The 23,075-nt window shown below is 65.9% G+C and carries 22 protein-coding genes and 1 pseudogene; 19 read left to right on the top strand and 4 right to left on the bottom strand.

What is annotated here, in order from left to right:
• The first annotated feature begins 32 nt into the window (after window positions 1-32).
• The 9 genes and pseudogenes from RE429_RS30535 to istB all read left to right on the top strand — a co-directional run bounded on the left by RE429_RS30535 (window position 33) and on the right by istB (window position 11,420).
• Window positions 33-437 (top strand): Hsp20/alpha crystallin family protein, encoded by a 405-nt coding sequence (locus RE429_RS30535; RefSeq protein ID WP_414476047.1) that lies wholly within the window; start codon window positions 33-35, stop codon window positions 435-437.
• An 18-nt stretch (window positions 438-455) separates the two neighbouring features.
• Complete coding sequence (lon, locus tag RE429_RS30530) at window positions 456-2,852, top strand: endopeptidase La (protein WP_414476046.1); 2,397 nt, start codon at window positions 456-458, stop codon at window positions 2,850-2,852.
• A gap of 24 nt (window positions 2,853-2,876) precedes the next feature.
• Window positions 2,877-5,690, top strand: a complete 2,814-nt coding sequence (locus RE429_RS30525) for an ATP-dependent Clp protease ATP-binding subunit (RefSeq protein ID WP_414476045.1) — start codon at window positions 2,877-2,879, stop codon at window positions 5,688-5,690.
• Window positions 5,691-5,756: 66 nt separating this feature from the next.
• Window positions 5,757-6,383: a DUF1269 domain-containing protein gene (locus RE429_RS30520; RefSeq protein WP_414476044.1), complete on the top strand. Its 627-nt coding sequence runs from the start codon at window positions 5,757-5,759 to the stop codon at window positions 6,381-6,383.
• A 169-nt stretch (window positions 6,384-6,552) separates the two neighbouring features.
• A complete protein-coding gene (locus tag RE429_RS30515) occupies window positions 6,553-6,960 on the top strand; it encodes an Hsp20/alpha crystallin family protein (protein ID WP_414476043.1) in 408 nt (135 codons plus the stop codon).
• Window positions 6,961-7,092: 132 nt separating this feature from the next.
• Window positions 7,093-8,541 carry a cardiolipin synthase gene (gene cls, locus RE429_RS30510; protein ID WP_414476042.1) on the top strand — a complete coding sequence of 483 codons (1,449 nt, stop codon included), beginning with the start codon at window positions 7,093-7,095 and terminating at the stop codon, window positions 8,539-8,541.
• A 56-nt stretch (window positions 8,542-8,597) separates the two neighbouring features.
• Window positions 8,598-9,275: an endonuclease/exonuclease/phosphatase family protein gene (locus RE429_RS30505; RefSeq protein WP_414476041.1), complete on the top strand. Its 678-nt coding sequence runs from the start codon at window positions 8,598-8,600 to the stop codon at window positions 9,273-9,275.
• Window positions 9,276-9,332: 57 nt separating this feature from the next.
• Window positions 9,333-10,620 (top strand): annotated as a pseudogene (istA, locus tag RE429_RS30500) (IS21 family transposase).
• On the top strand, window positions 10,620-11,420 hold the full coding sequence (istB, locus tag RE429_RS30495; RefSeq protein ID WP_414471376.1) for an IS21-like element helper ATPase IstB: 801 nt from the start codon (window positions 10,620-10,622) through the stop codon (window positions 11,418-11,420). The pseudogene istA and the gene istB overlap by 1 nt, the downstream one beginning before the upstream one ends.
• A gap of 15 nt (window positions 11,421-11,435) precedes the next feature.
• Here the strand turns inward: istB and RE429_RS30490 are convergent, their stop codons facing one another.
• Window positions 11,436-11,588 (bottom strand): hypothetical protein, encoded by a 153-nt coding sequence (locus RE429_RS30490; RefSeq protein WP_414476040.1) that lies wholly within the window; start codon window positions 11,586-11,588, stop codon window positions 11,436-11,438.
• Between the two features lie 171 nt (window positions 11,589-11,759).
• On the opposite strand from RE429_RS30490, the gene RE429_RS30485 reads away from it, so the two are divergent.
• From RE429_RS30485 to RE429_RS30475, 3 genes are all read left to right on the top strand, one after another.
• On the top strand, window positions 11,760-12,491 hold the full coding sequence (locus RE429_RS30485; RefSeq protein ID WP_414476039.1) for a lysylphosphatidylglycerol synthase transmembrane domain-containing protein: 732 nt from the start codon (window positions 11,760-11,762) through the stop codon (window positions 12,489-12,491).
• Entirely contained in the window at window positions 12,488-12,718 is a 231-nt protein-coding gene (locus tag RE429_RS30480) for a hypothetical protein (RefSeq protein ID WP_414476038.1), read from the top strand. Before RE429_RS30485 ends, RE429_RS30480 begins: the two co-directional genes overlap by 4 nt.
• A 122-nt stretch (window positions 12,719-12,840) precedes the next feature.
• Window positions 12,841-13,941, top strand: a complete 1,101-nt coding sequence (locus RE429_RS30475) for an AI-2E family transporter (protein ID WP_414476037.1) — start codon at window positions 12,841-12,843, stop codon at window positions 13,939-13,941.
• Window positions 13,942-14,007: 66 nt separating this feature from the next.
• On the opposite strand, the gene RE429_RS30470 is transcribed toward RE429_RS30475, so the two are convergent.
• Together RE429_RS30470 and RE429_RS30465 are read right to left on the bottom strand one after the other, a co-directional pair.
• The gene (locus RE429_RS30470; RefSeq protein WP_414476036.1) at window positions 14,008-15,036 is read right to left on the bottom strand and encodes a DUF2254 domain-containing protein; all 1,029 of its coding nucleotides are present in this window, start codon (window positions 15,034-15,036) and stop codon (window positions 14,008-14,010) included.
• Window positions 15,037-15,083: 47 nt separating this feature from the next.
• The gene (locus tag RE429_RS30465) at window positions 15,084-16,223 is read right to left on the bottom strand and encodes an IS630 family transposase (protein WP_414476035.1); all 1,140 of its coding nucleotides are present in this window, start codon (window positions 16,221-16,223) and stop codon (window positions 15,084-15,086) included.
• Window positions 16,224-16,281: 58 nt separating this feature from the next.
• Between RE429_RS30465 and RE429_RS30460 the strand changes: the two genes are divergently transcribed.
• A complete protein-coding gene (locus RE429_RS30460; RefSeq protein ID WP_414476034.1) occupies window positions 16,282-16,560 on the top strand; it encodes a LexA family protein in 279 nt (92 codons plus the stop codon).
• Here RE429_RS30460 and RE429_RS30455 read toward each other — a convergent pair.
• Window positions 16,557-16,832 (bottom strand): DUF2254 family protein, encoded by a 276-nt coding sequence (locus RE429_RS30455; protein ID WP_414476033.1) that lies wholly within the window; start codon window positions 16,830-16,832, stop codon window positions 16,557-16,559. The genes RE429_RS30460 and RE429_RS30455 overlap by 4 nt on opposite strands.
• A 255-nt stretch (window positions 16,833-17,087) precedes the next feature.
• On the opposite strand from RE429_RS30455, the gene RE429_RS30450 reads away from it, so the two are divergent.
• The 6 genes from RE429_RS30450 to RE429_RS30425 all read left to right on the top strand — a co-directional run bounded on the left by RE429_RS30450 (window position 17,088) and on the right by RE429_RS30425 (window position 23,064).
• Entirely contained in the window at window positions 17,088-17,813 is a 726-nt protein-coding gene (locus RE429_RS30450) for a LysM peptidoglycan-binding domain-containing protein (protein WP_414476032.1), read from the top strand.
• A 166-nt stretch (window positions 17,814-17,979) separates the two neighbouring features.
• Window positions 17,980-18,936, top strand: a complete 957-nt coding sequence (locus RE429_RS30445; protein ID WP_414476031.1) for a diacylglycerol/lipid kinase family protein — start codon at window positions 17,980-17,982, stop codon at window positions 18,934-18,936.
• Window positions 18,937-19,461: 525 nt separating this feature from the next.
• Complete coding sequence (locus RE429_RS30440) at window positions 19,462-20,112, top strand: c-type cytochrome (protein ID WP_414476030.1); 651 nt, start codon at window positions 19,462-19,464, stop codon at window positions 20,110-20,112.
• 74 nt (window positions 20,113-20,186) lie between these two features.
• Window positions 20,187-20,540 carry a hypothetical protein gene (locus tag RE429_RS30435; protein ID WP_414476029.1) on the top strand — a complete coding sequence of 118 codons (354 nt, stop codon included), beginning with the start codon at window positions 20,187-20,189 and terminating at the stop codon, window positions 20,538-20,540.
• Window positions 20,541-20,544: 4 nt separating this feature from the next.
• Window positions 20,545-21,279 (top strand): gluconate 2-dehydrogenase subunit 3 family protein, encoded by a 735-nt coding sequence (locus RE429_RS30430; protein WP_414476028.1) that lies wholly within the window; start codon window positions 20,545-20,547, stop codon window positions 21,277-21,279.
• 18 nt (window positions 21,280-21,297) lie between these two features.
• Window positions 21,298-23,064 (top strand): GMC family oxidoreductase, encoded by a 1,767-nt coding sequence (locus tag RE429_RS30425; protein ID WP_414476027.1) that lies wholly within the window; start codon window positions 21,298-21,300, stop codon window positions 23,062-23,064.
• Window positions 23,065-23,075: the final 11 nt, after the last annotated feature.

Here is a 23,075-nt window from a genome sequence, read left to right as displayed (position 1 = left end):
CACGGGGAACCAAGTCAGGCCGGGAGGTAGCGATGAGATACGACGATCCTCAAGGCTGGATGTGGTCGGAGGCTATTGCAGCCCTCACCCGTGCGGAGCGGCTGCACCGGCAGATCTTTCAGCCCCGGCCGGCAGCGCGGCAAGCCGCCTGGGAGCCGCCAGCCGATGTGCTGGAACTGGAGCGCGAGGTCCTGATCCTGGTGGCTCTGCCCGGAGTGGATCCCGATCAGGTTGAAACCGTGATCGAGGACGGAGCCCTTTGGGTAGCCGGTCACCGCGTCCTGCCGCCCCAGCTCCAGACAGCCGTCATCCACCGACTGGAACTCCCTCAGGGCCGCTTCGAACGGCGCGTGCCCCTGCCGCCGGGACGGTATGCAGCGGTCAAGCGCAGCGCCGCCAACGGCTGTCTGATCGTCAGCCTTCTCAAGGCCAGTTGAGCCCGTGGAGAGACGCCCATGTCCAATGGCTCAGAGACAGATCATTCCACGGCTCCCGAAGCCGCTTCAGCGCCCAGCCTGCCGCCGGATGTCCTGATCATCGTTCCGGTTCGCAACACGGTCCTGTTCCCCGGAACGGTCTTTCCGCTTGTCCTCGGACGCGAACCCTCCATCGCTGCCGCACAGCAGGCCATGCGCGAGGAGCGTCAGGTCGGGGTTCTGATGCAGCGAGACCCCGAACGTGCCGAACCGTCGGCGATCGACCTTCACCGCACCGGCACGGTTGCGAACATCCTGCGCTACGTCAATGCACCCGACGGCACTCACCACGTCGTGCTGCAAGGCGAGCAGCGCTTTCGCGTGATCGAGTTCGTGCGTGAGAGGCCTTTCTTCGCCGCACGCGTCCAGCGGATCGAAGAGCCGGAGATTCACACGCCCGAGATCGAAGCGCGGTTTCTTCATCTTCGCCAACAGGCGCTGGAGGCCCTCCAGCTGCTGCCACAGGTCCCGCAGGAACTGGTCGGCGCCGTTCAGGGCGCCACCTCCCCATCCGCCCTGAGCGATCTCGTTGCGGCCTACCTCGATATCGGGCCGGATGAAAAGCAGGAAATCCTGGAGACAATCGACCTTGCCGCCCGGATGGACAGGGTGTCCCGATTCTTGGCCCAAAGGCTCGAAGTCTTGCGGCTGACGCAGGAAATCGGGCGCCAGACCCAGGCGGCATTTGACGAACGTCAGCGCGAGGCCATCCTGCGCGAGCAGATGGCCGCGATCCAACGCCAGCTCGGGGAGGGGGACGGCCGGTCCCAGGAGGTCGCCGAACTCAACGATGCCATTGCCCAGGCGAACATGCCACCGGAGGTCGAGGAGGTGGCCCGCAAGGAGCTGCGCCGCTACGAGCGGATGCCGGAAGCGGCTGCCGAGGCGGGGATGGTTCGCACCTATCTCGACTGGCTGATCGAGTTACCTTGGGCGTTGCCTGACGAGAAACCGATCGACATCGCCGCGGCGCGGCGCGTTCTCGACGACGATCATTATGACCTTGAGAAGATCAAGGCCCGCATTATCGAATATCTTGCCGTGCGCAAGCTCGCACCGCAGGGCAAGGCGCCGATCCTTTGTTTCGTCGGCCCGCCCGGCGTCGGCAAAACCTCGTTGGGACAGTCGATCGCGCGCGCCATGGAGCGCCCGTTCGTGCGGGTGAGCCTCGGCGGCGTCCATGACGAAGCTGAAATCAGAGGCCATCGCCGGACCTATATTGGTGCTCTCCCAGGGAACATCATCCAGGCCATCCGCAAGGCAAAAGCCCGCAACTGCGTGATGATGCTGGACGAGATCGACAAGATGGGGCGCGGCATTCAGGGTGACCCATCCGCCGCCATGCTGGAGGTGCTCGACCCTGAGCAGAATGCGACGTTCCGCGACAACTACCTGGGAGTCCCGTTCGACCTCAGCCATGTGGCCTTCATCACAACGGCGAACATGCTCGATACCATCCCCGGCCCCCTGCGCGACCGGATGGAAATCATCAGCCTTGCCGGCTACACGGAAGAGGAGAAGCTCCAGATCGCACGGCGCTATCTCGTCGGCCGCCAGCTCAGAGCGAATGGCCTCCGGCCCGACCAGGCCGAGATTGACGACGAGGCGCTCCGCCGGATCATTCAGGGCTACACCCGCGAGGCGGGCGTTCGCAATCTGGAACGCGAGATCGGTACCGCTTTGCGACATGCCGCCGTTCGGGTTGCCGAGGGTAGCGCCGAGCGGGTCCACATCACGGCGGACGATGTCCCGGCGATCCTCGGGCCGCCCCGCTTCGAGAATGAAGTCGCCATGCGAACCAGCGTACCGGGCGTGGCCACCGGCCTCGCCTGGACGCCGGTCGGCGGCGACATCCTGTTCATCGAGGCAACCCGCACGCCCGGCAAAGGCAACCTGATCCTCACCGGACAGCTTGGCGAGGTCATGCGCGAAAGCGCCCAGGCCGCGCTCAGTCTTGTCAAAACCCGCGCCGGTTCGCTTGGAATCGATGAGGCCATTTTTGCGGCAAGCGACATCCACATTCACGTTCCCGCCGGAGCGACGCCGAAGGACGGTCCGAGCGCCGGGGTTGCGATGGTCATTGCCCTGGTCTCGCTGCTGACCAGCCGTACGGTTCGGAGCGATACGGCGATGACCGGCGAGATCAGCCTGCGCGGACTGGTGCTCCCCGTCGGCGGAATCAAGGAGAAGGTGGTTGCGGCCGCGGGCGCCGGCCTCACCCGCGTCATGCTGCCGGCGCGCAACCGTCGCGATTATGCAGAAATTCCGGACGATGCCCGCAACCGACTCGAATTCATCTGGCTGGAGCGGGTCGACGATGCTGTTGCGGCGGCCCTTGAAGAGAACCCGGCCGGTGTCCCGGCAGCGGCCGAATGAGGAATGCAACTCGGGAGATGAGCCATGGCTGATGGAATTTGTGATATCTGCGGCATCCGGCCGGCCACGGTTCGGGCCCAGATGGTCAGGAACGGCCACCGTGAGACCATGGAGCTGTGCGACATCGATTACCGTCGCTTGGCCCGTCAGCAACACTCGAGCTCGCCGCTGGAGTCCCTGTTCGGCCGGCGCGGCAGCCTGTTCGACGACTTCTTCAACGACGATTTCTTTGGAGATCGAGGCGGCAGCCGCAGCGATCAATTCGATGAACGCTCCGCCGGCAGCACCCCAATCCCGGTTGGCCGGGGCGGTGGTGGTCGACGCTCCGCAACCGGCGGCGCGGAGCGCCTCTCCGAACAAGCGGAGGAGATCCTGCAATCGGCAGCCCGTCGGGCGGCCGACTTCGGGCGCCACGAGGTCGATACGGAGCACCTCCTGCTCGCACTGACTGAAAGCGACGTCGTCCGCACGATCCTGGAGCAGTTCAAGGTCTCGCTCGACGATCTGCGCAATCAGATCGTGGCGGAAAGTCCGCACGGTAAAGCGGAGCCGCAGGAGGGGGGTGAGATCGGCGTGTCGCCGCGCGTGAAGGACGCGCTCTCCCGTGCCTTCCGTGCCTCGGCTGAACTGGGGCACTCCTATGTCGGCCCTGAGCATCTGCTGATCGGCCTGGCCGAGGAAGGGGAAGGCCTGGCCGCAGACATGCTGCGCCGCTACGGCCTCACGCCGCAGGCCATCCGGCAGCAGGTCACCAAGGTGGTCGGCCGCGGCGCCGAAGAAGGCCGCGTCGAGACGCCTACCAACACACCCAATCTCGACAAGTATTCCCGCGATCTCACCAAGCTCGCCCGCGATGGCAAGCTCGATCCGGTGATCGGCCGCGCGCAGGAGATCGAGACCACCATCGAGGTGCTGGCCCGGCGCAAGAAGAACAACCCGGTGTTGATCGGAGAGCCCGGCGTCGGCAAGACCGCCATCGTCGAAGGTCTCGCGCAGCGGATCGTGGCAGGCGAAGTGCCGGAGAGCCTGCGCGACAAGCGTCTGGTCGAGCTCTCCATCAACGCCATGGTCGCCGGATCCAAGTATCGCGGCGAGTTCGAGGAGCGTGTGCAGCAGATCCTGAAGGAGGTCACCGAGCGCGAAGACGAGCTGGTCCTGTTCATCGACGAGCTTCATACCATCGTCGGCGCCGGCCAGGGGGGTGGGGAAGGCGGCCTCGACATCGCCAACGTGTTCAAGCCGGCGCTCGCCCGCGGCGAGCTCAACCTGATCGGCGCGACGACGCTGAACGAGTATCAGAAGCACATCGAGAAGGATGCCGCTCTGGAGCGCCGCTTCCAGCCGGTCTTCGTGCCCGAGCCGACGGTGGCGCAGACCATCATGATCCTGCGCGGCCTGCGCGATACCCTCGAGGCGCACCACAAGGTCACGATTACGGACGACGCGGTCATCGCGGCGGCGGAGCTGTCCGACCGCTACATCACAGGACGCTTCCTGCCCGACAAGGCCATCGACCTGATCGATCAGGCCGCCGCCCGGGTGAAGATCTCGGCCACCGCGCGGCCAGTCGACGTGCAGGAGCTGGAGGCCGAGGTGCGCCAGCTCAAGCGCGAGCAGGACTATGCCGCCTCGCGCAAGCAGTTCGACCGCGCCTCGGAGCTCCAGGCTCAGCACGATGCACGCAACAAGGACCTTCAGGACGCGACCGAACGGTGGCGGCGCGAGCGCGGCTCGGCCTCGACGGAGGTGCGCACCGAGCACATCGCTCAGGTGGTGTCGAAGCTCACCGGGGTTCCGGTCAACGAGCTTACGACGGAAGAACGCCAGCGCCTCGTGAACATGGAGGAGCGTTTGCACCAGCGTGTGATCGGTCAGGAGGAGGCCGTCAGGGCCGTGAGCGACGCCGTACGCCTGGCGCGGGCGGGCCTGCGCGAGGGAAGCCGCCCCATCGCGACCTTCCTGTTCCTCGGCCCGACCGGCGTCGGCAAGACCGAGCTCGCCAAGGCCCTTGCCGAGACGGTCTTCGGCGAGGAGGACGCGATGATCCGCCTCGACATGTCCGAATACATGGAGCGGCATGCGGTGGCTCGCCTGATCGGTGCCCCTCCCGGCTATGTCGGCTACGAGGAGGGCGGGCAGCTTACCGAGAGGGTTCGGCGCAGGCCATACTCGGTGGTTCTGCTCGACGAGATCGAGAAGGCGCATCCGGACGTCTACAACGTGCTGCTGCAGGTCTTCGATGACGGACGGCTCACCGACGGCAAGGGCCGGGTGGTGGACTTCACCAACACCGTCATCATCGCGACGAGCAATCTCGGCTCCGACATCATCCAGCGCCACCTCAATGTTCGTGGCACGGCCGAGGAGGATCAAGCCCGTCTCAAGCGCGAACTGATGGACGCCCTACGCGGTCACTTCCGGCCGGAATTCATCAACCGCATCGACGAGATCATCGTGTTTCACGCTCTGGCTCGCGGTGAGATCCGCTCCATCGTCGAGATGCAACTGGAGCGGGTGAGGCGCACGGCCCACGGCCAAGGCGTCGATCTCGATATCGACGGCAGTCTCGTCGATCATCTGGCTGCGGCGGGCTTCCGACCGGAGTTCGGCGCCCGCGAGCTTCGCCGCCTGATCCGTTCGGAGCTGGAGACGCAGCTTGCCCGCGCCATGCTGGCGAACGAGGTCCACGAGGGCGACCGGGTGCTCGCCCGCTGGGACGGCGCCCAGCGGAAGGTCGTGATCGAGCCGCAGGCAAAGGCATCTGAGCGGACCGATACTTCGGTCGAGGTCGAGCGAAAACCATCGGAGCGTCCCGGCGCGCACGAGGCGGCCGAGTAAAACAGGGCTGTTCCGGGTCGCTGCTCGGTGCCTGCTTGCCAACGCCAAGAGAAAGCGAGAGAGGCGATGAGCGAATTGGTTGCTATGGTTTTTCCGGGTGAAGCACAGGCGGCCGAAGGGATCCGGATTCTGAAGGATCTCCACGCCGAAGGGAGCATTGCCCTGGACGGACTGGCTGTTGTCGAAAAGGATCGCTCGGGACGCCTGCAAGCCAGGCGGCTGGCCGACGAGGGCCCCATCGGAACCGCCGTTACGGCTCTGATCGGAGCCGTTGCCGGCCTGGCGATCGGCCCGGCCGGGGCCGTGATCGGGGCGATCGGAGGAGCCGTGGTCGGACAGGCCGCGGATCTGATCGCTCAGGACGACCGCACAGGGTTTCGGCAGGAGATCACGAGCCGGTTGAAGCCCGGTGAGGTCGCGCTGGTCGCCGAGATCACCGAGAATGGTTCGTCGCCGTTCGCGGGCCGAGTGCAGGATATCGGCGGCGTGATCGTCCGCGGAGATCCGGCATCGCATTTGACCCGTCCCGCGACAACGACTCGCGCGCCCGATCCCAGTTCGGATCGCGTTGAGGAGGCCGACCGCGAGTCGTTTCCGGCAAGCGACCCTCCCGCCTGGACCGGCGTCACCGGCGTCCGGGAGGCCCCGGTCGATCACGATGCCCCGGGATCCCATAAGACCGATAAGGAATAGGCAACCCCGACCGTGAGAGGAGATCGTTCGATGGCGCGCAATCCGCTGACCCCCTTCCGCACAGGCGACCCCATGGGCGGCGACCCGTTCCTGTCCCTTCACCGCGAAATGAACCGCCTGTTCGATGACGTTCTGCACAGCGGCATGCCGGCGGGCGGCGGGCAGCGTGATGGCTCCGCAGATCAACGTGAGCGAAACCGACACCGAGATCCGCATCACCGCCGAGCTGCCGGGCGTCACTGAGGACGACATCCATGTCGATATCCACGACAATATGCTCATGATCCGAGGCGAGAAAAAGCTCGAGCATAAGGACGAGAAGGAGAATTTCCACTTCATGGAGCGCTCCTACGGCACCTTCCAGCGAACCCTACAGCTTCCCTTTACGGTCGATCCCGAGCAGGTAAAGGCTGATTTCGAGAATGGCGTCCTGACAGTCACGGTGCCGAAGAACACCCAGCAGCAGCGTTCTCGTCGAATTCAGGTCCAAGGCCGGGGCCGCAGCCACAGTGGCGAGGCGACCAGGACATCCACTGAAGAGGGACAGACCTCAAAAGGTGGGAAAAGCAAGGGCTGACCGGAGAGGACATCCCGCATAAGGACCTCAATCCTGCCCCTGCTTGGCGCGTTGATGCCAAGCTAGGAAGGATGGCGCCCTGTGGCGGAGGCGGGCAACACCCGATCGTTGGCAACAGGAGATGCCGGCCGAATGACCTGGACAACTGCGATCGGCTGGTTCTTTACAGGCTATGCGCTGCTGACCGGCATCTTCCTCCTGCTGGAGAACCGGCGGCCGCAGGCGACCTTGGCCTGGATGCTGCTGTTCCTGACCCTGCCCGGCATCGGGCTGGTCGTCTACATGTTGTTCGGTCGGGGCCGCAAGGCCTTCAGCAAGCGGCGCGAGCTCCTGATGCAGGACCTTGAAGGCAAGGCCCATCCGCTCCTTGAGCCGATCCTGGAGCGCCAGGACGCGGAGATCTCCCGCCTTGAGGGCCATAGAGCGAGTCGCAGGAAGCTGATGATGCTCGTGCGGCGAAACTCCCGCTCGGGCCTCAGCCGGCGCAACCGAGTGCAGATCCAGCAGGATGCGGCCGTGTTCTATCCCAGCCTCATCGAGGACATGAAGGCGGCCCGGCATTCGATCCACCTGCAATATTTCATCTGGGCTTCGGATCCGTTCACCGAAATCCTGAAGCGGATCCTGACCGAGAAGGCGAGGGCAGGCGTCCGGGTGCGCCTGCTCTACGATCCCATCGGATCGCGGGCGCATCTGAGCCGTGGCTACATCCAGGAACTACGGGCGGCCGGGGCTGAGATAGCACCGACCTCGCCCCCGTATCAGTTTCATACGATCAGCTACCGCAATCATCGCAAGATCACGGTGATCGACGGCAGCATTGGCTACACCGGCGGCATGAACATCGGCCAAGAGCATCTCGATGGCGGCAAGGGGTTCGATGCCTGGCGCGACACGCAGGTGCGGATCGAAGGGGAGGGCGCGGTGCTGCTGCAAGCCGTGTTCATGGTGGACTGGTACAATGCCGTGAGAGAGAACCTGTTCTCCGCCGACGACTTCCCGCCGCAGGCGACTGAGCCGGCGGAAGGCGAGGTGCCGGTGCAGATCCTGACCTCGGGGCCGGACTCGCAATGGGCAGCGATCCGGCAGCTCTACTTCACGATGATCGTGACGGCGCAGCGCCACGTCTATCTACAGTCGCCGTACTTCATCCTCGACGCCAGCCTCGCCGAGGCGCTGAGCGCTGCGGCCCTGTCCGGGGTCGACGTCAAGGTGATGCTGACTGCGCGGCCCTCGGGCGATCCGGTGCCCGGCTGGGCGGGCAACACCTTCGTGCTCGATGTCCTCAATGCCGGCGTGAAGGTGTTCCTGTATGAGAAGGGCTACCTGCATGCCAAGACGATTAGCGTCGATTCGGAAGTCTGCTCCATCGGGTCGGCCAACATCGACATCCGCAGCTTCAGCATCAACTACGAGATCAACGCCGTGCTCTACAGTAAGAGGTTGGCGAAGGAATTGGAGGAAGCCTTCCACCAGGATCTCGCACATTGTACTGAGTTCGACCCCGGGGAGTACCGGAAACGCGGGGCGGCCATCCGGTTCAGGGACTCCATTGCGCGGTTGTTCTCGCCCCTGTTGTGACCGGTGACGAGACTGGGCGGGACGGAACGAACAGAGCCAGGCGCTATTGCTGAAGAGTGTCACGGATCCTGACCTACAACGTGCGCCGTTGTCTCGGCACGGATGGCCGCCTGGCGCCAGCCCGCATCGCCGAGGTCATCGCCTCCTGCTCGCCCGATATGGTGGCGCTCCAGGAGCTGGATGTCGGTCGCGCCCGGAGCGGAGGCATTGACCAGGCCCATGCGATTGCCCGTGAGCTCGGCATCCACCATGTCCACTTCCATCCGGCGCTACAGGTGATGGACGAGAAATACGGCGATGCGATCCTGTCGGTCCGGCCGTCCACCCTGGTAAAGGCGGAAGCTCTTCCGGGCCACTCGCGAGGCCCGTTCCATGAACCACGGGGCGCCCTGTGGGCCTCCGTCCAGACCGGCGGCCATCAGGTGCAGGTGATCAACACGCACCTCGGGTTGCGCGGCCCGGAACGCCTGCTTCAGATCGATGCGCTCCTTGGGCCCGACTGGCTCGGCCACCCGGCCTGCCGGGAGCCGGTGATCCTGCTCGGCGACTTCAACGCTCCGCCTCGGTCGCGGGCCTATCGGCGGATCGCCCAGCGTCTCCGGGACGCCCAGACGCTGGGCGACCTCCAGCGGCCGCGGCCCACCTTCCCGGCCCGGCTGCCGATGCTCCGGCTCGACCACGTGTTCGTCAGCCACATGGTGGATGTCATGCGGGTCGAGTGTCGTCCGAATTGAGAAACTGACCCCCTGACGAAAGGAAGACCTGACCCCTCCTTGGCAAAGGAGGAATAGATGTCGATTGGGGTTTCAGTGGATCCTGCATTGTCGCGCACGATGCGGGGAGACGAGATGCTTCAGGCTGAGGAGGTGGCTGCGATGCTGCGGCTGCATGGGCTTGGCTGGGGTGCCAAGCGGCTGGCGAAAGAATTTGGGTGCGCGCGCAATACGGTGCGGCGCTATCTGCGCCAGGGCGGGGCTGTTGTTTTCCGCAAGCCCGTGCGCCGGACTGTTTTCGACGGGCTGGATGAGTGGCTGGGGGAGCGCTTCTTCCGGCATAGCGGCAACGCCGACGTGGTGCGCCAGGAACTGGCGAGCGAGCACGGCATCGTCATCGGGCTTCGCTCGGTGGAACTGCGGGTGCAGCGCTGGCGCCGGGAGTTGAAGGCGCAGATGCGGGCAACCGTGCGGTTTGAGACGGCCCCGGGCCAGCAGATGCAGATCGACTTCGGCGACACGCGGGTGTGGATCGGCGGTGAGCGGGTGCGGCTGCACCTGTTCGTGGCAACGCTTGGCTACTCGCGCCGGCTGCATATCCGTCCCTCACTGCGGGAGCGCCAGGCGGACTGGTTCGAGGGCATGGAAGGCGCCTTTTTGCGCTTCGGCGGGGTTCCAGCGGAAGTGCTGTTCGACAATCCCAAGGCGCTCGTCGAGCATCACGATGCGGCCACCCGGGAGGTGCGGTTCAATGGGCGGCTGCATGCCTTTGCCCGCTACTGGGGATTTGCACCCCGCGCCTGTGCGCCCTACCGGGCGCGCACGAAGGGAAAGGACGAGCGCGGGGTCGGCTACGTCAAGAAGAATGCCATTGCCGGCCGCCGGTTCGAGAGCTGGGCCGCCCTCGAGGCGCATCTGGATCGATGGACGCGTGAGGTCGCTGATCAGCGGGTGCATGGCACCACCGGCGTGGCTCCGGCAGAGCGCTTTGCGGACGAGGCCGGGGCACTTCGTCCCCTCGGCGGGCGGGCGCCGTTCGGGCAGCTGCGGGATCTGGTGCGCAAGGTTCAGGCTGACTGCGCGATCGACCTGGACACGAACAGCTACTCGGTGCCCTGGCGGCTGATCGGGGAGCGTCCAGGTCGTGGTGCTGGGCGGACGCGTGATCGTGCGTCATGCGGGCGAGGTCGTCGCCGATCATGCCCTGTGCCGGGGCCGCCGCCAACGGATTGTCGAGCGTGCGCATCTGGCCGGCGTGGTCGGCGCCGCGGGGCCGGTGCGGTCGGCGCCGACGGACATCGTTGTGCCGCCCGCCCTGCTGCGGCCGCTGGCCGAGTATGAGGCGCTGGTGGGAGGAGGCTGGTGATGACGGCCATCGATCACGAGGCGCTGGTGGCGATGCTCGATCGGCTCAAGCTGACGGCGATCCGCGACCAGCTCGACACGCTGCTGGACGAAGCAGCCCGGTCGGACATGACCTTGCGCGAGGCCCTAGCGTTCCTGGTCCGGTGCGAGATCGCACGGCGCGACGAGCGGCGGATCGCCATGGCGAGCAAGATCGCCCAGTTCCCGTTCGTGCGCGAGCTCGACGGCTTTGACTTCGACGCGCAGCCGTCGCTGGATCCGCGACAGGTCCGGGAGTTGGCCACCTGCCGCTGGATTGCGCATGGGGATGCGGTCTTGCTTTTAGGGCCGCCGGGCACCGGCAAAACTCATCTGGCGGTCGCTCTCGGACGCGAGGCGATCCGGCAGACCTATAGCGTGCAGTTCGTCACGGCCGCGACGCTGGTGGCAATGCTGGCCAAGGCCCATGACGATGGCTTGCTCGACAAGCAGCTGACGATCTTGGCGCGGCCGAAACTGCTGATCATCGACGAACTTGGCTATCTGCCGTTTGAGGCCAATGCGGCGCATCTGTTCTTCCAGCTGGTGTCGCGCCGCTACGAGCGGGGCTCGATCCTGATCACCTCCAATCGCTCCGTGGGCGAATGGGGATCAGTTTTTGGGGACGCCGTCGTGGCGACAGCGATATTGGATCGCCTGCTTCATCATTCGACGGTGATCACCATCCGCGGCGACAGCTACCGGCTTCGTGAAAAGCGCCGATCCGGCCTTCTGCAGAAGGCCGGAGTAGCCCTCGAAACTGAGGGAGACACAAAGCGATGAGAGGGGGTCAAACCTTCAATTCGCCCAAGGGGTCAATTCTTCGGTTCGGTTGACATCGAGATCCTGCGCACGCCGCTGGCGCGGGTCGCGTCCGATCACCTGCCCCTGCTGCTGAAGGTTCGGATCGTCGCGGCCAAGGCACAGCAGACCCAAGCCTGACACGCCCATGGGCGTATCCACCTTTGACAGCAATGTGACGGATCGGCGGTCTTGGCGCCGCGTTTGACAGCTCGGGACCCTGAAGGTTGTCGGCCAGCCTCCGGGCGGGAGACAGCGCCGTTGACCCTCTGACGGTCGCCACAGGCTGTCCGGCCTGCGCTCCCTGAAGGGAATACGGATATGCGAGGCTCAAAGCCTCTGATCCTGGCCGGCGTTTTCGCCCTTGCGGGATTCCTGCTCCACCGCATCCTGAGCCGCTACAGTCTCAACCAACTCACCGCTGCGGTGACAACCGTTCCCATATGGCGGCTCCTAAGCTCTGGCGGGTTTGCGGCGGCCAGCTATTTCGCCCTGACGCGCTTTGACTATCTCGCGTTGCATTATGTCGACCGACCGCTGCCGTACTTCCGGGCGGCGCTCGCCTCCTTCACCAGCCTGTCGCTGGGGCACAACATCGGCTCTGCCGCCTTAAGCAGCGGCGCCATTCGCTACCGCTTCTATGCGCGCTGGGGCCTGACCCGGGGGCAGATTGCCAAGTTGATCGTGTTTTGCGGCGTCACCGTTGGACTCGGGCTGTCTACCTTGGGCGGAGCAGCGCTCCTGATCCGGAGTGAACTGGCCCAGGAGATCACCGGATTGGCCCGGCCCCTCGTTGTCGGGCTGGGCGTTGGGTGTCTGGCCATCCCGTTCGCCTATCTTGCCCTCGCCGCCGTGCGGCGCAGGCCGCTGGTTGTCCATCACTGGACGCTCGAGATCCCGTCGCCCTCGCTTGCGGCCGGGCAGGTTGCCGTCGGTGCATCAATTTTGCCCTGGTGGCCGCGTGCCTGCACCAAGTGCTGGCAGCGGTCGCGGACATCCCCTACCTCGGGGTGGCGTCAGTCTATGTTATCGCCAACGCGACGACCCTCGTGAGCCATGTTCCGGGTGGGCTTGGTGTCATCGAGAGCGTCGTGATGCACCTTCTGCCGCACCAGGACCTGATCGGCCCGCTGCTGGTGTTCCGCTTCGTCTATTTTCTCGTTTCCCTTGGGCTGGGAAGCCTCGTGTTCCTCACGACGGAGCTGATCTACCACCGCAGAGGCAGGTCCCCGGCGGATACAGGTGGCGCCAAAGCCAAGGCTGATGCCACGTCGCCCTGATCGTCCACGCGTGCAGGCGGCGGAACCTCGTGTCGGATGAAGCGTCTGCTCGAAGGCACCCTCAATGGGGAAAGGCCCGGAACGTGACAGAACCGGTCGTGCCTGGCAAAGCGCCACGTCCCATGCGACCCGCATGGGCCACCTTCGGCCAAGACGGCTTTCATCGGGATTGGGACTACACGCGACGGGTTCTGATCACGCTGCTGGTGATTGGGCTCGCCTACTTCCTCTGGCTGATCTCGGACATCCTGTTGCTGATCTTCGCCGCGATCCTGCTGGCGGTGCTCCTCAGTTTTCTCGCCGACCTGATGACGCGGTACACGCCGGTCCCGCGGCGCTGGTCCCTCAGCGTCACGGTCGTTCTGGTCGCGGCTCTCGTCATCGGCTTTCTTGGCCTGTTCGGCGCCCAGATCGGCGGCCAGATCACGCAGGTGGTCGAGAAGCTCCCGGAGGCCATTAATGCCGCCGCGGCGCGGCTGAACATCAGCAACGCAACCGAGCGGATCGAGGAGGCCCTCGCGTCAGGATCGGGCAGGCTCCTGTCCCGGCTGGCCGGCCTCGGTTCCTCCGTGGTCGGCGCCTTGGCCAACCTCGTGCTTGTCGTGGTCGCCGCCATCTATCTGGCCGCCGATCCGACGCTGTACCGGCGAGGCGCGATCCAGCTCCTGCCCCCGAGCCAGCACGACCGCATCCTCGACGCCATGGATGTGAGCGGCAATGCATTGCGGCTCTGGTTCGGCGGGCAGCTCGTGACCATGACCCTGGTCGGGGTAGCGTCGGCCCTCGCGTATTGGTGGGTTGGGCTGCCGTCTCCAGTGGCGCTGGGCATCATCGCCGGCGTGACCAACTTCGTCCCATATCTGGGTCCCATCATGGGGGCCATCCCGGCCATGGTCTTCGCGCTCGCCACGGACCTGACCACGGCGATGTGGACGCTTGTGGCGGTTGTGGCAATCCAGCAGCTTGAGGGCAACGTGATCACGCCGTTCATTCAGCAACGCGCTGTGTCCCTGCCGCCTGCGGTCGTGCTGTTTGCGATCGTGGTGTTTGGGCTCGTATTTGGTCTGCTCGGCGTTTTCCTAGCGGTCCCGCTCACCGTCACGCTCATGATCCTGGTGAAGAAGCTGTGGGTGCGGCAAGTGCTGGGAGAGGAGACAACCGTGCCCGGCGAGGCGGATTCCCCCGGCGGTAGGAGACGGGGACCCACGCCCACGGAGGAGTGAGCCCGATGGCTGGTGCGAACCGAGCCTAGCTCTGCCCCCGAACTCACGCCCCGGGCGGTCCACGAGTCAAAGAACGTGGATGCCCCCCTCCTTGCGGCGGGCCGAGATGACGTTCCTGGCCTGCTCGACGCGGTTCAGGATGGCCTGCCGGTCGCTGGACGCCAAGGGTGCCTCTCCGGCGGTTTCCGCCAGCTTGCCGAGCTGCCGTTCCACGGCTTTCCTCATCGTCTCAGACCGGAGGCTCGGGGCAAGCTGGCCCAGCACATCGGCCATGCGGATCAGCACGGCGGGGATCCGGCTCGCGGCCTGGCGGATCGCATCGAAGGCCGCGTCGGTCAGTCCCTGCGCATCCGAGCGCTGGGCGATGACCCGCACCTCACCCTCCTTGTCGCACCAGACCGCCGGCTGGAGCGAACGCCCAAAGATCTCCTCCAGCGCCGCGCCGCGCCGGTCGATCACCGCAATGGCCGTAAAGGGATCGTTGATCGCGGGGGAGAGGGCCCGCAGGGCGATCTCGACCAGCTGGCGCAGACTGTATTCCAGATCCTGCGCTGGGGTACGTTCCTCCCCGAGCACGAAGGCGCTCCGGACGGCCTTGACGGCTTTGGTGTCCAGGGGGTGGTCTGCGTACACGACCACGTGCCCGCCGTTCCTCAGCACGAAGTGACCCGCCCGCACGGTCACCTGAAGCAGCGCCTGCTCGCGGCTGGCCAAGGCGACGAGAGCGTCGTAGTCAACCACCTGGATGTAGCCGCTCCGGCCGAGGGAAACGGTTCCGGCGGCGGGCCGCGTCAGGTGGGGCAGGCTGCGCTCGGCCGCGCCGGCATCCTCCGGCAGCATGTCGCGGATGTTGTGGTGCAGGTCGCGCGCCACCTGCGCGACGATGTTGTCCACCATGATCGAGCGGGCAACTTTGTGGACATAGAACAGCAAGGCCAGCAGGCACACGATGGTGAGGGCGCTGCCGACCGTCACCGCAAGATGCGGTACGCCCTCGGTGCCTTGGGCCTCGTCGAGGCTGCGCAGCACCACCAGGACGTACAGGATGGTGCCGAGAAAGAGCCCGAGCACGACCTGGAGCTGCCGGTCGGCCATGAAGGTCGGGATCAGGCGCGACCCGAGCTAGATCTTCGACGCAGTGATTATGACCCTTTGGCGAGTGGCTCGGGCGAGGCGATTTTAGGATAGGCACGGCCCATTTTGGCACGGGCGTTTTCGGTGGTGAACATCCACCTGACCCGAGCCCCGGCGGCGTTCCGCTCGTCCTCCCAAGCCGCGATTTCGCGCTCGAGCCCCTCGCGCGTGTCGATCCGCCGGTCCAGGCACTGGCCCTTGAGCACCCCGATCTCGATTTCGACCATGTTCAACCAGCTTGCGTGTTTGGGGGTGTAGTGGAACTCCAGCCGCCCCAGGAGACGATGCGCTTCCGAGGCTGGAAAGGCCTCATAGAGCGCCCCGGGCGTGTGGGTCGACAAGTTATCCATCACGACCCGGATCCGCTCGGCCTGCGGAAAATCGACATCCACAAGCTCGCGCATGCACACAGCAAAGTCCGTCGCCGTCCGGCGATCCGTGACGGTCACTTTGCGCCAGGGCCGGTGCGCATCCACCATCACGAACAGGTTCACCGTGCCACAGCGGCGATACTCGTAATCGACGCGCTCGACCTGCCTGGGCGTGGCCGGGAGCGGCGGGCGCGTCTCGCCGATGAGCTGGATCGGGCTCTCATCGAAGCACACCACCGGGTGCTGCGGATCGGACGGCTTGGCGTAGAGATCAAGCACATCCTCCATGCGGGCGACGTAGGCGCCATCAATTTTCGGAACACACCACATCTTCCGCTGCCAGGGCTTGAGCGCATTTTCCGCCAAACGCCGGCGCACCGTCTCGCGCGACAGGCGCTCATGGTGAGTGAGCCGCACGATCTCGCCGGCCAAGAGTTCCAGCGTCCAGCGGGCGCGGCCCGCGGGCGGCTTGGCGCAGGCGGTCGCCACCAGCAGCGCCTCCTCCGGGCCTGAGAGCTTGCGGGCGGCGCCGGGACGGGGCTCCTCACTGAGCGCCCGCTCCAGGTTGCCTTCCACGAAGCGGCGCTTGGTCCGATACACGGTCGAGCCGCCCACCGCGACACTCTGGGCAATCGTCGCGTCTGGGACCCCGGCATCGGCCGCCAGCAGGATCTGCGCTCGCTTGAGCGTTCGGGCCGCATGCTTGCCGCCGCTGAGCATCGCCTGGAGTTGGGTGCGCTCGACCTCGCTCAGCTCAATCCGGTAGCATATGTTCATCTCGGCCTCCCGCATGAGAGGCCCAGCTGAATCAGCCACTGAATCGAGCGTGTGGCCAATGTCTGAGAAAAGCTTCACCGACCGGCAGGGCCAGTACTTGGCCTTCATCGACGCCTACACGCGCGTCCATGGCCGCCCTCCGGCCGAGACCGACATGCAGCGCCATTTCCAGGTCAGCCCGCCTTCCGTGCACCAGATGATCCTGACCTTGGAACGGGCCGGCTTGATCCGCCGTCAGCCCGGAATGGCGCGAAGCATTGAGGTGTTAGTCGCCCCTGAAGGCCTGCCCCTCCTCCGCCACCCCCAACCTGTCAAATCCTCTGTGCCAAGGATCTAGTTGGCCGCCAGCGTCAGGATCACGAACGTGACGGAGACGAGGAGAGAGGCCATCGTCATCAGCCCGGAGAGCAGGCTCGACAGGAGGCCGCGTGCGGTGTCGGCATCGCCGCCATACAGCCACCGGAGTCGGCTGGCGTCCCATGACTTCAGGAGGTCGGCTTCGGTGGAGAGAAGCCAGTAGGCAAGGGCCAGCGCCGCGACACCGAGCAGCAGCGGGATGATCCAGAGCTGTTCGCGCAGGAGGGCGAGAATGTTGCGGGTGCGCTCCATGACGTGACAACCTCGGTTGCGCCGGCGGGATCCATCACAGGCTCGGCACTGTGTCCAGGTGGATCGGGGAGGCGGCACGAGAGAATGCGCCACCCTGAAGGCCATCTCACGGTCCAACCGGAAGCCGAGGAGATGGATCTTGCCATCGGATGACAGCACCAGCCATAGGCCCGGCTCGGGAATGCGTCCTGCCTATCCGGAACGCCAGACATGGGAGCGGGTTTGGTGTCAGAGCTGATAAAGCGGGAGGTGAACATGGGCGCACGTGGTTCGGCGCTCCTGGCTGTGGCGATCATCATGGCAGGTCCCGCCGTGTCGCAGACGCCACCTCCTGGCTGTGGCGACACCGTCACCGTGCAGCGAGGCGACACCCTGAGCAGCATTGCGGAGCGCTGCGATGTCCCTGAACGCAGCGTGATGCGCCTGAACCCGCGTATTGAAGGATCCCGCGACCTGCGCGTCGAGATGCAGCTGCGAGCGCGCGGGGACGGGCAGTCCGAGGCCGGAAACGCGCTTGGGCAACTTGGCTCCTTGGCGAGGGGTGCCGTAAGCACCCTGTCAGACACCCTGTCGGACTTCGCCACCGGCCTTGGGTCGTCGGCCCGGGAACTGCTCGACAAGAACCCGGACCTCCGTCAGCGGCTGGAGGGCTTTAAGCAGAAGTTGCGCAACTCTGGGGCGGACACCGTGCATGGCTCTCTGTCAGTGTCGCCGACGGAGGCTGCGGTCGGTGGATCGCTGAACATCTCGGCTCAAGGCTTGCCGCCGGACACCCCAGTCGTCATCGGGGCCAGTCGGCCCCAGGCCGCCTATGAGGTTCTCCAGAACGCAAGAACCTCTTCGGACGGTTCCTTGCAGATGATTATTAGGATCCCTGATTGGGCTGCAGACACGCCCCGCCTGGCGATTGTCGTTGCAGCCGAGAATGGTGACTGGTCCATTCGGTCCCAGCCGATCAGGGTAACGGGGAGCAAGCCTTAGCCTGCCGTAAGAGTTCGGAACCGAAGGGCGCCCCCTTGGCTGGTGTCCTCCTCTCGTTTTGCTTCCGAAGGCCGGTGGAGTACGCCTTGCATGAAGCCGCCCGCAGGCGAAACCGCTTGTCGGCGTGGCGCGTTGGCCTGTCCGGATCAGCGGACAAGGCATCCCGATGCAACCGCCCCTGAGGGTTGTCGTGCTCCTCAACGCCGCGGCCGGGACGCTACAGGCCCAAGGGGGCACGGCCCTGGCTGACGCCGTGGCGGCTGCCTTCCGGCTGCATCGGATCACCGCTATACTGGAGACCCTCCACGGCCCCGAGCTGGATACAGCGGCCAAGCGGGCCGCGCAGCAGGCCCACAACCGGGAGATTGATGCCGTCGTGGTCGGCGGCGGCGACGGCAGCATCCGCACCGTCGCCCAAGCACTGGCCGGAAGCGAGGTCCCGCTCGGGATCCTGCCGCTTGGCACCCTGAACCATTTCGCGCGGGATCTCGGCATTCCGACTGCGGTGGACGATGCGGTTGCGCTCATCGCAGCCGGAGCAACCCGTCACATCGACGTGGGCGAAGTTAACGGCGAGATCTTCGTCAATAACTCCTCACTCGGCCTCTATCCTTATCTGGTCCTCGAGCGGGAGCGCTGGCGCCGCCACACGGGGCTGGCGAGGTGGAGCGCCATGATCCTGGCCGGCTTGGGAGCATTGCAGCGCCTTCGCATGCGCCGGTTCTCGATCCGCACGGAGGGTGTGGTCGAGCCATACCGGAGTTCGGGCGTGTTCATCGGAAACAACGAGTATAGCCTCGAGACGGGTGCCTTCGGCCGACGGGCGCGACTGGATGGTGGCCGGCTCTGCATCTACGTTGGCAGCGCGCAAGGCCGAGTCGCCCTGATCCGGCTCGCCTTCCGGGCCGCCCTCGGGCTCATCGACGCAGGCCGGGATCTGCGCGCCATGAAGGTGTCGCGAGCCGAGATCCTTCTTCAGAAGGACAGGCTTCTCGTCGCGCTCGACGGCGAGATCCGTGTCCTGCAGCCGCCCCTGCAATACCGCTCGCGGCCAGGCGCCCTGCGGGTATTTGGACCCTCAAGTGGAGATGATTCCGGCTTCGATCGTCACGGCTTGGCTTAACATCGATGACTCCATTGACAATAAAGGCAATCCTTAGGGAACTCTGAAGCTAGGTTCGCGTATTATCCTGCCAATCCTGTCACGCCGACGTCAGGAATGCATTGTTGGCGTCGGTCTGATTGCAGTGAGTCTTGTCGCGGCCCCTACCGAGCTTGGGCGCCTGCGGCCCATGAGATGTCCGCGCTGCGGCCCTGCCGACCCCAACGCCGACGAACGCGTCACGAAAGTCTTCTCCTGGTCCTGCGTCCATCGGGCGGATCGTTCGTCGCAACATCCTCCCGGAATCATGCGGAGGGTTCATGGACGAACCGGATGCTTCCCTCAGCCACGGTGCCGAGCCAGACCCAGAACGGCGTACGCCCCACGGCGAGTTGGGCGCCTCGTCGGAGCCAGAGCGGTGTGCGCACTCCAAAGGGTCATCGTCTTGGAGCCGCAGTGATGGATGAATCTCCTCGATCACTGCCTTCTCGAACGCAAGATCGCGCACCAAACGCGTTCCGCAGCCGGCTGGCTCTTCCCATCCCCGTGTTTGGCCTGGCCGTCCCTGCTGGCGCTCTGCTCGCCACCCTGGCCTGGTCGAGCCCTGCGGAGGTGTCGGCGGCGCGCGGCCATATGATCGTAGTGGGCGGTGGGCCGGGCGGTGCTGGCGCCGCCTGCTTCAGCTGCCATGGGCTACAGGGCCAAGGAGACGCGGGCGGGGCCTTTCCGCGACTCGCGGGCCTCGATCGCATCTACCTCGCGAGGCAATTGGACGATTACGCGTCAGGCGCGCGCCCCAACCCGGCGATGAGCCCGATTGCCCAGCAACTCACGGCCGGCGACCGTCAGTCCACCGCGCTCTATTATGCGGAGCTCTCTGCGCCCGCAGCCGTCGAGCCATCCAGTGCAGCCGATGGGCGCCTCGTCCAATGGGGAGCGATGCTCTACGCCCAGGGCTCGGCTGAGCGGGGCATCCAAGCCTGCGCTAACTGCCACGGCCCCGCTGCGAGCGGATTGAACCGGGTCTACCCGCCGCTCCTGGGGCAGCCGGCCTCCTATGTGGATGCCCAGCTTCGGCTGTGGCGCGACGGCGTGCGGCACAACGACATCTACGACGTGATGGGTACCGTGGCGCGGCGCATGACGGACGAGGATATCCGCGCCGCCGCGCTCTACGTCGCGGGGATTTCGCCATGAAGCGGCCTGTCTGCACCTGTGGTAAAGCATGCCACCACGGGCGCAGACAGCGACTCTGGACAGGAGGTTCGGTGATGCGAACATTGCTCCCAGTCGTGCTCGTCACGGTGCTTGCTGCGGCCGGCCCGGCTGTCGCCCAGACCGCCGAAGGCTCCCAGTCGCAAGGAACCCAGCAGGGGGATGTGGTTCAGAATGGCGCCGGCACCAAGGGCGACGTCACGCCCGGTTCGAGCGGTCCCCAGCCGGACGGCACGGGGGAGACCATCCAACCGCTCCCGGTGATGTTCCCGATCAAGCCTCCGGCGGATCCGTTCTACGGCCCCGGCATGCTTCCCATCGCGCCCGGCCCGATGCGTTGCGAGATCATCGGACCTGCCGCGCCGAGACAGCGTTGCGAGGCCACCGCTCAACGCCGGAACCCAGGATAGGCTGATGACCGACATCACCCGACGCACGCTCGTTCAGGCCGGTGGCGCCCTTGGGCTCTCCGCGGGCCTGGTCTCGACGCCCATGGCGCAGCCCGCCGATGGGCGCACGGCCTATCGGTTCTTCACCCCCGAGGAGGCGGCCTTCATCGAGGCCGCCGTCGATCGCCTGATCCCGCCGGAGCCGGATTGGCCCGGCGCCCGCGAGGCTGGGGTGCCGAACTATATCGACCTGCAACTCGCTGGACCCTACGGACAGGGACAGAACTTGTTTCTCGCGGGGCCGATCAAGCCGGGCACGCCGAGCCAAGGCTATCAGCTTGGCCTGACCCCGGTGCAGGTCTACAGGACGGCGCTCGGTGCGATCCTCCGGCGGTTGCAGGAGGCGGGTGCATCGTTTGAACAAGCCACGCGTGAGGAGCAGGATGCATTCCTGCACCGTCTCGAGGCAGGCGAGGTGGACCTCGACGGCGTGCCTTCGGCCGTCTTCTTTGAGACGCTGTTCGCCAATACGATCGAGGGCTTCTTCTCGGACCCCGCCTATGGCGGCAATCGCGACATGGTGGGCTGGCGCATGGTCGGGTTCCCGGGCGTCTACGCCGCCTATCTCGGCGTCTACACCCAGCACGGCCTGCGCTACGGGCGCGAGCCGCTGTCGATGGCGGATGCGCAGCGCCTGCACGGGCACGGCCCCGCGCCTGCCCACGGCGCCGCGCCCGCGTCTCTCGATCGCCACCCCTGATCCTGAACGAGACCTGTCATGGCAACCCGTCTCAAGCCCGTCGACGTCGTCCTGGTTGGAATGGGGTTCACGGGAGCGATCCTGGCGAGGGAACTGGGCCAGGAAGGCCTGTCGATCGTCGGGCTGGAGCGGGGCCCGCAGCGGGACACGGTGCCGGACTGGCAGTCGCCCGCCATGCACGACGAGCTGCGCCATGCGATCCGCAACGAGGGATTTCAGAACGCGGCGCTCGAGACCTTCACCTTCCGCAACCACCCGGGCGAGGAGGCGCTGCCGATCCGCATGCTCGGCTCCTTCCTGCCGGGGACCGGCCTCGGCGGCGCCGGCGTGCACTGGAATGCGAGGATCTTCCGCTACCTCCCGTCCGAGCTGCGCATGCGGAGCCACTACACCGAGCGCTATGGTGCGGCGGCGATCCCGGACGAGCTCACCATCCAGGACTGGGGCATTACCTGGGAGGAGATCGAGCCGCATTACGATCGGTTCGAGTATCTGTGCGGGGTCGGCGGCAAGGCCGGCAATCTGCGCGGGCAGATCCAGCCGGGCGGCAATCCGTTCGAGGGGCCGCGCTCGCGCGAGTACCCGCTGCCGCCAATGGAGCCTGCCTATGCGGGAGCGTTGTTCGCGAACGCGGCGCTGGAGCTCGGCTACACGCCGTTCCCGGCGCCGTCGGGCAACATGACGCGCCCCTACACGAATCCGGAAGGGCTCGCGCTGCAGGCCTGCAACATCTGCGGCTTCTGCGAGCGCTTCGGCTGCGAGCACTTCGCCAAGGCGAGTCCGCAGACGGTGTTGCTGCCGAAGGTCCTCGCACAGCCCAATTTCGAGCTGCGGACGAACGCGCACGTCACCAAGGTCGTCCTCGACAACACCGGGCGGCGGGCCACGGGCGTGCTCTACGTGGACGCCCAAGGGCAGCAGTTCGAGCAGCCGGCCGAGCTCGTGATCCTCTGCGCCTTCTCGCTCAACAACGTGAAGCTCATGCTCAACTCCGGCATCGGCCGGGCCTACGACCCGGCGACCGGGGAGGGAACGGTCGGCCGGAACTACACCTACCAGACCCAGGCCGCGGCGACGGTGTTCTATCGCGAGGACATCAACATCAACCCGTTCATGGGCGCCGGCGCCCTCGGCACGATGATCGACGACTTCAATGGCGACAATTTCGATCACACGGGGCTCGGCTTCGTGGGCGGCGCCTACATCGCCGCCTGGACCAATAGCGGGCGGCCGATCGAGTACCACCCGGCGCCACCTGGGACCCCGCGCTGGGGCCTCGGCTGGAAGCAGGCGGTCCGCCGGCACTACAATCACACGGTCGTGCTGGAGGCGGAGGGCAACTCGATGCCGACGCCAAGGAACTACCTGAGCCGCGACCCGACCTATCGCGACGCCTACGGCCAGCCGCTGCTGCGCCTCACCTTCGACTTCACGGAGAACGACCTGAGGATGTCCCGCTACGTGGTCGACCGGGCGGTCGAGATCGGCAGGCTCATGGGCGGGGAGGTCGTCGCGCCGGGCTACCGGTTCGCCCCCTATTCGATCGTTCCCTACCAGACGACACACCCGTCCGGCGGGGCGGTGATGGGGACGGACCCGACGACGAGCGCGGTGAACCGCTACCTGCAGAGCTGGGACGTGCCGAACCTCTTCGTTCAGGGGGCCTGCGCCTTTCCCCAGAAAGCGGGCAAGGACGTGACCGGCACGGTTGGCGCCCTGGCCTACTGGTCGGCGAAGGCGATCCGCGAGCAATACCTGAAGCATCCTGGCGCTCTCGTGCAGTGAGGGGAGGCTTA

The organism is Microvirga sp. M2 (genome assembly GCF_047497095.1).
Classification (GTDB): Bacteria; Pseudomonadota; Alphaproteobacteria; order Rhizobiales; family Beijerinckiaceae; genus Microvirga.
This window is presented reverse-complemented; position numbering and strand designations above follow the sequence as displayed.